Raw genomic sequence first — 8368 nt, 5'->3', positions numbered from 1 at the left:
CCTGCGACGGACCATTCGGCGCCGTCAACCCATTCGACGCCCCATCCTGATTCACAGCCGAACCACGCACCACCGCCAACACCCGATGCCCCCGCGCCCGAGCATCCGACAACCGCTCAAGCAACAGCACACCAACACCCTCGCTGAACCCGGTCCCATCCGCCGCGTCCGCGAACGCCTTGCACACCCCGTCCATCGCCATGCCACGCTGACGGGAGAACTCCAGGAAGAGGCCCGGGGCCGACATCACCGCCACACCCCCGGCCAGGGCCATCGAGCACTCACCACGGCGCAGCGCCGCACTGGCTTGGTGCAGGGCCACCAACGACGACGAACACGCCGTGTCCATCGAAAGCGCCGGGCCCTCAAGACCGAGCACGTACGCCACACGGCCGGAGGCGACACTCTGCCGACTGCCGTTGAGCAGGTAGCCCTCGAGCTCACCCGGGAAGGTGCTCAGGCGCGAGGCGTAGTCGTTGTAAATGACGCCGAAGTAGACCCCGGTCGGGGTGCCGCGCAGCTCAAGGGGGTTGATTCCCGCAGTCTCGATCGCTTCCCACGACGTCTCCAGAAGCAACCGCTGCTGCGGGTCCACCGCCAGCGCCTCACGCGGCGACATACCGAAAAACTCCGCGTCGAAGTCCGCGGCATCGTGCAAGAACCCGCCCTTCCGCACATACGAGGTGCCCGCATGCGCCGGGTCCGGGTCGAACATGTTCTCCAGATCCCAGCCGCGGTCGGTGGGGAAGTCCGAGATGGTGTTCCGGCCGTTCGCCACCACGTCCCACAGCTCATCGGGGGAGCTCACCCCACCGGGGTAGCGGCAGGCCAGACCCACGATGGCGATCGGGTCGTCGGCATCGCGCCGGTCGTCGTCTTCCGTCGCGCCGGCCGGGGCGGAGGAAACATCAGCGACGTCGCCCACGATCCGAGACCTCACAAAGCGCGCCAGCGCGGCCGGGTTCGGGTAGTCGAACAGAGCCGTCGACGGGAGGCGAACCCCTGAGCGCTCGGTCAGGTTGCTGACCAGCTGCTGGCGCTTCTCCCGGTAGACGCCGAGAGAGCGGAAGGAAGCCTGCTCGGCGATGTCTTCTGGGCTGTGTGAGCCGAGTATCTGAGCGATCTCTTCACGTACCAGGGCGAGCACGATCTCGAACTGCCGCTTTTCGGACGCATCAGAGAGTCGATCGCGCAGCTCAGCATCCGTGAGTACTCGCCTATCCCGCACAGCAAAACCCTTCCAACGCCAACGGAATTACGCCATGTCAGATGTGGACAGCCTGACAGCCGTCCAGCCGGAAACCGGCCAACGGGCTCTCAATGGGTCGTGCTAAAAGGACCGGAACAACTGGACTCCGGCCTCAATCAGATGCCTGATTCACCGAATTCGTTCACTGCGAGATACGCTCCGCGACGAAACGGGCGACATCGGGCAGCTGCTCAGTGAGGTAGAAGTGGCCGCCTGGGAAGACCATCAGCTCGAAATCCCCGGCGGTGTGCTTTCCCCAGTCCTCCGCCTCAGCAGAGGTCACTCGCTCATCGGAGACGCCGATAACCGTGGAGATAGGGCATGTGACCCTGGTGTCCGGAGTAACCACATAGCCTTCGATCGCCTTGTAGTCGCTGCGAATGGCGGGCAGGATGACGCGAAGGGCATCCTCATCGGCGAAGATACTGGAGTTCGGACCGTTCAGCGCCTTGAGATCCGCTATGAGCTGGGCGTCGTCCGTCCGCAGCTTCTCGTCACGGCGTCGTGAGGGCGCGGGGCGGGCCGATGCGAACAGCCGTCGTGGGCTGATCCCGTCCTTCTCTTCGAGGCGTCGCGCCACCTCGAATGCCAGCACCGCGCCCATGCTGTGCCCGAAGAAGGCCAGCGGACGATCGTCAAGGGCCCGCACATCCTCGAAGATGAGGTCGGCCATTTCCTCGACGCTGTCTATGCATGCGTCCCGGTGACGGTCCTGCCTTCCCGGGTACTGAACGGCCAGGACTTCCGCCGAGACGTTCAGCCCTCTTGCGAAGGGAAAGAAGAAGGTGGCGGCGCCACCCGCATGAGGAAAGCAGATCAGTCGGACGTCTTGAGGAGACTCACCTCTCCGAAAGCGGCGAAGCCAACGCCCAGGACGTACTTCGGCTGCACCCACGTGCTCCATCCCTTCAATGACCGGTTCCGGCGACCGCACGGTGGTACCCGATGCCAGTAGCCGAAAGGGCTCGGATGAACGGACCCACCCCCGCTTCACAGCCTCCGCCCAAAAACATTTTCGACGCTACAAGCCATCCGCCAACCAGAGAAAGGGTCATCTCTGCACAGGCCAACTGGTGGCCATGGCACGGATGCACAGGTGCGTGGCGCGCGGACGGTCGTGACCAGCGGACACGGCCCTGTGGACGCGGTGCCGCGAGCGATCCGACACCCCTTCCCGAGCGCCCCTCCTGGGGTCCGGATAGAGGTCCGGGCAGGGGCCCGGATAGGCCGGATTCAACGGTTTTCCCGGCGTATGACGCCTCATGAGCGATGGCAGGAGAGTGCCATTTGGCTTGTGCATGCGTTGCCACGGCCGGACACACGGCAGCATGGAGAGGCCCGTTGAGTGAACGGCGCGCCCGTGTACCGCTACGGGGCTGTCATGGACCGACCTTCTCCCTTTGGTAAAGCGGCCATCCAGGGCATCAACGACCCCCTGCTGCAATGGAGAGCACTGGAGCACGGAAGTACTCGAGCACGGAAGTACTGGAGTACTGGAGTACTGGGCGCACTGGGAGCGCTGGGAGATCGAGCAGCATTGAGCAGGAAAGAAGCGCCATGAAGGTGTGGATCGACCAGAGCAGATGCCTCAACAGCAGACAGTGCGAGGAAACCGCACCGCGCGTGTTCTCGATCGCGGACGACAGTCTCGCCTATGTGCGCCAGAACGGCCGGCTGCTGGACCAACCGGGCGGCGAGACATGTCAGGCGAATGTCCCCGATGAGGACCAGGACGCCGTCGATACGGCGGCCTACGAGTGCCCGGGCCAGTGCATCCACGTCATCGAGCAACCGTAGACAGGCCCGCGTCAAGAGAGCCCGTGCCGAATAGGAGACCATCGCATGTCTGCCGCCGAGAGCACCGATGAGAGCATTCCGCACCTGCCCTTCGACCAGTCCGGCTTGATGGAGTTGCCGCCCCGGTTCGCCGAGCTGCGGGAGAACGATCCGATCGTCAAGGTCCTCACCCCTGTCGGCGATCCGGCGTGGCTGGTCACCCGGCATGAGGATGTGAAGAAGCTCATCTCCGACGCGCGTTTGGGCCGCTCGCATTTCGATCCGCCGAACGCACCGCGCTACAGCGCGGCGGTCATTCTCGGCGGCCCTCGGGGCGAGTACGAGACCGAGGTCGTCGACCACACCAAGGCACGGCAGGTGCTGATTCCGTCGTTCAGTGCCCAGCGGATGCGTTCCCTGCGGCCGCGGATCCAGCGGACGGTGGACGAACTGCTGAGCCGATTCCAGGAGCTCCCGCAGCCGGCCGACTTCCACCAGGAGATAGCGAAGCGGCTTCCGGTGTTTGTCATCAGCGAGCTGCTCGGCATCCCCTTCGCCGACCGTGAACAGCTCGGCACCTGGTCGCAAGGCACCTTTCACACCAGTGACCAGCAGCTCGCCGTCACCGCCATGCTGGAAATGCGTGAGTACATCGCGAAGTTCATCGAGCTCAAACGCGCCGAACCAGCCGACGACGTCATCACCGATCTGGTCCTGAAGCAGCAGGAGACGGGGTTCCCACCGGACGACGCCATTCAGACGTACGTATCGACGCTGATCATCGCCGGTTTCGAGACCAGTGTGTCGTTCACCGACTACGGAACCCTTCTGTTTCTGCGGAATCCCGATCAGCGGGCGCTGCTGGAGGCGGATCCCGGCCTGGCTCCCCGTGCCGTGGAAGAGATCCTGCGGTTCGCGCCGGCCTCGGATGCCTGCATCACCAGGTATGCGCGGGCCGACTTCGAGTACAAGGGGACGCGGATCTCCGAAGGGGATCTGATCGCGCTGAGCCCGCAGACGGCCAATCGTGACCCCCGCGTCTTCCGGGAGCCGGAGCGTTTCGACATCACGCGGAACGAGAACCCGCATATGACGCTCGCCTACGGCCTGCACTACTGCATTGGCGCCCCGCTGGTACGCGTCATGCTGGACGTGTTGTACCAGACGCTGTTCGCCCGCCTTCCCGGGCTGCGACTCGCGGTGCCGATCGACGAGCTGGTGTCCAGGAACAACGTGCTGACGGGAGGGCTCACCTCGCTGCCCGTGACCTGGTGACCGACGCACGAGGAGCCTGAACAGGCGCCCCGGCGAGGGCCCGTCCGCGGGCGCGACCGGGGCGCCTTCTTCATGCCGCCGGGTCGTCGTGCCGCCGTGCCGCCGTGCCGCCAGGTCGCCGTGCCGCCCAGCACGTACCGCCGTACGGCGCATACAGCGCGCACTGCGCCGCGGGGACACCGATCCCTGATCATCCACGCATCCACGGGCATACCTGGCCGGTGGCAGGACAGTGCCACTCGGATCTTGAGACGGCGCCGAGGCGGCGCGGGACGGCAGAATGATGTCGGGGCTGCGTTAACGGGGAGGTTGCTGCGGTGTGCAGTGCCAGTAATGAAGTCTCACCAGAGATGAAGGCGGCCCTTTTCCGCCACAGCCAGGGACCAGTGGCTGTCGGGCGGTCCTTACGGAAGTTCGCCAGCGCGGCTTTCGGCATCATGTCGGCCATGCCGCCGTGCGTCTGTCCGTCAGGGTCGGCGTCCGGGCATTTTCCAGTCTGAGCAGCGCCTTCAGCGCGACGTCCGCCGCGCATCCCATCATGCGTGTGCGCTCTCGCACCACTGCCGCGGCGCCTCATTTCCTGCTGCGGCGCAGCACCTTTCATGGACCATTGAACATCTTCGTCACGGGGGCATCGGTGCCAAGTTTGGGTTCACTGTGCGAAAAACCGGCCTTAGGGCTGCATTTCCTTGATGCTGTCGACCGCAACTCCTTCCGGGCCCGCGCGGTGCTGGGTGTCTGGCTGTCCGATCCGGAGTCGGAGAGGAACATTCGGCTCCTGGACACCGGGCTGCGCGATCTGCTGGTCATCGTGGCGCCTGATCAGCCGTGGCTGACCGATCCGGCCGCCGCCGAGCACCGGATCCACATCCTGGCGCGCAGTGGGGCGGCGGGACTCGCGATCATGAGCACCACTCCGCAGGACGTGCCCGAGGCCGTACTGGTGAATGCCAGGAAGCACGGTGTTCCGCTGCTCGTCGGCAGCGAGGAACTGTGCGGATCGGAGGTGGCGCAGGTCGTCAGCCGTGAGCGACTGCGGGAGTACGAGGACCGCGCTCAGCAGCTGGAGGAGATGCTGGACCAGATACGGCGGCCGGGGAGGCAGGGGCACCACAGACTGCAGACCCTGCTCGACCGGCTGGCCAAGGCGGTGGAGGGGGCGGTGCGCCTGGTCGATCCGCACAGGGCCGTGCTGACGTCCGAATTGAGCGCGGGGGGCCCGCTGGTGGAGCCGCCGGCCGCCATGGTGGAACGCATCGTGGGCGGGGAAGTGGGAGCCGCGTCCATCAACCATGGGAAGCACAGCGTGCGGCTCTACTCGATCGGCTATCACCCGCCCCACATGGTTCTCATCGTGGTGCGCGACCAGGACTTCCACGAGTCCACCGAGAAGATCATCGCGCGTTCCACCGTGCTGCTGAGCCTGCTGATCCGCGCGGAGGAGATGGACAGCGACCAGTACCGGCTGCAGCAGACCATGAGCTCGATGCGGGCCGCGGTGCTCCATCTGGCGCTGAACGGTCTCACCCAACTCGCCCAGGAGATCGGCCAGTCCCTGTACCCCGGGCTGTTCTCCGCCGATCAGGTCCGGGTGCACCTCATCACCTGTGGGGAGCGGGAGCTGAACGCCACGGCCTCCAAGCTGGAGAACGCACTGCGGCAGCGGGCCCTGGTCGTCCGTTCGCCGTTCCGTTCCGATCAGCTCTTCGTCGTCACGCCCGAGTGGCCGTCCTCGCCCCCGCTCCCGTCCTCATCCTCATCCTCATCCTCCTCTTCGCCCTCGCCCTCACCCTCGCCCTCGTCCGTTGAGGATCGCGGGACGAGTGCCGTCCAGCGGCTGCACGACCTGGTGGCCGACGTTCCGGGGCTCCGGATGGGCGCCAGCCACCCCAAGCCGCTGGCGAACCTCGAGGAGGCACACCGAGAGGCACATCGGGCCCTCACCATGGCGGGGAACAGTCAGGAGAAGCTGGTGACGGCGGCCCGGGAGGAACCCGGTCTGTCCTTCTTCCTCGACCCGGGCGCCGGCCAGGCGTGGGCAGAGGCCTTCCTCCGCCCGCTCGACGCGCTCGCCCCCACCGCGCGGGAGAGCATTCTGCGAACGATCGATCTGTCGTTGCGGTTCTCCCGTCTCGATGTGGCGAAGGCCACCGGCTCTCATCGCAACACGGTGGCGGCGCGCATCGCGAAGGTCAGTGAGCTCCTCGCCCTGGACCTCACCTGCCTGCCCGACCGAGCCGTGCTCAGCCTCGCGCTGGAGCTCCGGGCCTTGCCTCCGCACACGCCCCACACGGCCCATACGGCCCATACGGCGAACGCGGTGTCCGGCGAGCGGAGCCTCGGCGATCTGCTGGCGGACGACGGTGCCCAGGAATGGGCCAGGATCTACCTCGGACGTCTGGACGCGGATCGCAGAGAGCTACGGCGGACGCTGGCGGCGTGGGTGGCCTGCGGCGGCAACGTGGAGCAGACCGCGCAGAAGGTCGGCGTCCATCTGAAGACGGTCCGCAACCATCTGCGCGCGGCCGAGAGCCTGCTCAACTGCCGTCTCCTGGGGACCCCGGGGCACACGCATGACCTGGTGCTGGCCATGCATGCCCTGGGGGTCGCCCAGGTACTGCCCGACCACCTGGTGCGATCCCCCTCCCGCCGACTTCGCGCGGCGTGACCCGCGTCTTCACTCCCGCACTCCGCGTGTTCCCTGGGCTCCTCATGTTTCCCGTGCTCCGACATCGCGAGCGACGACGGTGCCGATCTCGTTCGCCGCCGCGGTGTCGAGCATCTCCGAGTGGGTGCAGTCGATGTCGACGATCCTGATGTCCCCTTCCACATACTGCCGCCAATCCAGGGGGTCGCCCGTCCTCGCGTCGGCTTCCGGTATCACCGCCCGCACAAGGATGATGTCGCCCTTGAGGACGGGAGGAGCGTGGCGCGCCATCATGTCGAGATTCGTCTGGTAGGCCCGGTAGATGCCGTCCACGTGCTCCTCGCCGACCTCGGTCTCGAGGAGAGGTGGCCGCCACAGCCCGTCGTCCGCCACCGGGTCGTACTGGTTCCGGGCGACCCTCAGCAGGTCCTCGACCACTTCCCTGCGGGACGGGCACCAGAGCGGTTCGGTGCTCTGCCGCTCGAGGGGATACGCGTCCAGGAGGAACAGCCGATCGACCCGTTCCCCCATGGCCTCGAGGCGTGCGGCCATGGTGTGCGCCACCAGTCCGCCGAAGGACCAGCCCAGGAGGTTGTACGGCCCCGAGGGCTGGATCGACCTCATCGTGGCCACGTAGTCGTCCGCCATCTCCTCGACGCTCGCCGCAGCCTCCCGCGACACATCGAGACCACGGGCCTGAAGGGCGTAGAGGGAGAAGCTGCCGACCGCGTGTCCGGCCAGCGCCTGGTAGGCCCAACCGATGCCACTCGCCGGATGTACGCAGAACAGCTTGGGTGTGTCCGGCTCGGACCTGATGGCCAGAACAGCGTCGAAGTCGTGTGAGCTTTCCCCGTCGTCCAGGAGGCGAGCAAGCCGAGCCGGGGACGGGGCCTGGAACAGGGCCTGCATGCCCAGGCGGGCGCCGGTCTCCGCGCGCAACCGGCCCATCAAGCGCATGGCGAGGAGGGAATGGCCGCCCAGCGCGAAGAAGTCGGCGTCGGCGGGGACGTGGGGCAGGCCCAGCACCTGGGCGAACAACCCGCACAACAGCTCTTCGGTGGGAGTGGCCGGTGCACGGCCGGAGGCGGGGGTGTAGTCCGGGGCGGGCAGCGCCTTGCGGTCCAGCTTCCCGTTCGCCGTCAGCGGCAACCGCTCCAGCACGATAACGGCCGAGGGCACCATATGCTCCGGCAGGACACCCGCCAGGAACTCGCGCAACTCCGCAGCCACCGGACGGGACCCCGCCGTCGGTACGGCATAGCCGGTCAGCCGCCGGTCCCCGGGACGATCCTCGCGCACCACGACCGCCGCCCGCGCCACCTGCGGATGCGACGCCAGCGCCGCCTCCACCTCACCCAACTCAATACGGAAACCCCGCACCTTGACCTGATCATCCACCCGGCCCACGAACTCCCGCCGCC

At 66.7% G+C, this 8368-nt stretch carries 6 protein-coding genes; 3 read left to right on the top strand and 3 right to left on the bottom strand.

Going from position 1 to position 8368, the window contains the following annotated elements; all coding sequences use genetic code 11:
* The coding region (locus tag ACFXB5_RS51115) for a beta-ketoacyl synthase N-terminal-like domain-containing protein (RefSeq protein WP_385222336.1) at positions 1 to 1147 on the bottom strand (1147 nt) is incomplete at its 3' end.
* A 244-nt stretch (positions 1148 to 1391) separates the two neighbouring features.
* Positions 1392 to 2153, bottom strand: a complete 762-nt coding sequence (locus ACFXB5_RS51110; RefSeq protein ID WP_385222334.1) for a thioesterase II family protein — start codon at positions 2151 to 2153, stop codon at positions 1392 to 1394.
* 653 nt (positions 2154 to 2806) lie between these two features.
* Here ACFXB5_RS51110 and ACFXB5_RS51105 point away from each other — a divergent pair.
* The 3 genes from ACFXB5_RS51105 (at position 2807) to ACFXB5_RS51095 (ending at position 6968) form a co-directional block, all read left to right on the top strand.
* Entirely contained in the window at positions 2807 to 3046 is a 240-nt protein-coding gene (locus tag ACFXB5_RS51105) for a ferredoxin (protein WP_020866963.1), read from the top strand.
* 45 nt (positions 3047 to 3091) lie between these two features.
* Positions 3092 to 4300: a cytochrome P450 gene (locus ACFXB5_RS51100; protein ID WP_385222331.1), complete on the top strand. Its 1209-nt coding sequence runs from the start codon at positions 3092 to 3094 to the stop codon at positions 4298 to 4300.
* 646 nt (positions 4301 to 4946) lie between these two features.
* Positions 4947 to 6968 (top strand): helix-turn-helix domain-containing protein, encoded by a 2022-nt coding sequence (locus tag ACFXB5_RS51095; RefSeq protein WP_385222328.1) that lies wholly within the window; start codon positions 4947 to 4949, stop codon positions 6966 to 6968.
* Between the two features lie 42 nt (positions 6969 to 7010).
* Here the strand turns inward: ACFXB5_RS51095 and ACFXB5_RS51090 are convergent.
* On the bottom strand, positions 7011 to 8368 hold a 1358-nt coding region (locus ACFXB5_RS51090; protein WP_385222326.1), incomplete at its 5' end, for an alpha/beta fold hydrolase.

The sequence above is a fragment of the Streptomyces sp. NPDC059455 genome (assembly GCF_042750115.1).
Classification (GTDB): Bacteria; Actinomycetota; Actinomycetes; order Streptomycetales; family Streptomycetaceae; genus Streptomyces; species Streptomyces endocoffeicus.
This window is presented reverse-complemented; position numbering and strand designations above follow the sequence as displayed.